This window comes from Campylobacter concisus UNSWCS, assembly GCF_000466685.1.
GTDB classification, from domain to species: domain Bacteria; phylum Campylobacterota; class Campylobacteria; order Campylobacterales; family Campylobacteraceae; genus Campylobacter_A; species Campylobacter_A concisus_A.
In genome coordinates this window covers 1-537 of the sequence record NZ_ANNG01000068.1, presented here as the reverse complement: position 1 = coordinate 537, position 537 = coordinate 1, and the positions used below count along the sequence as shown (strand labels likewise).

Genomic DNA, 537 nt, shown 5'->3' with positions numbered 1-537 from the left:
TGGATAGGTGGTAATATGCTCTAATGCAAATTAATACCATAAAAAAGAATTAAAACCTATGAAAGAGATGCTGGAATATCTAAACAAAGCGAGACCTTAACAATGCTTAATAATATAACCTATTCGCCAAATCTAAATAACAACTCGCTATTTGAAGGAGAAGAATTTGCGAGTAGAGTTAATTATAAGAAAGTGATGGGCAATAGCACAAACTTTACTGGAGCTTTTAAATCCTACAATGATGATAAACAAACCATTTGGGGCAAAACGTCAGATGATGATCTAGAAGGACAAAAGATACGTCAAACTTTAGAAAGATTTGGTGTGTCTTTTAGTAATGAGGGTCGTGAGCTTCTTGAATCGTCTAATATAAGTGTAGATGAATTTATTGAGAGATATTCTAAAGTTATAAATAGAAGTATGCCACAAGAGGTTGGTGACTATGGGCTAATGGATCAAAAAAGCGATCATGAAGAACAAGACAATCAAACTGACACGCAAAAACAAGAAACCTTTAAGCCTATGCAAGTAACTAAG

1 pseudogene is annotated in these 537 nt (G+C 33.7%); it reads left to right on the top strand.

Annotated features, from left to right (window positions below):
• Positions 1-102: 102 nt before the first annotated feature.
• Positions 103-537, top strand: a pseudogene (locus tag UNSWCS_RS10320) (hypothetical protein); the annotation flags it as partial.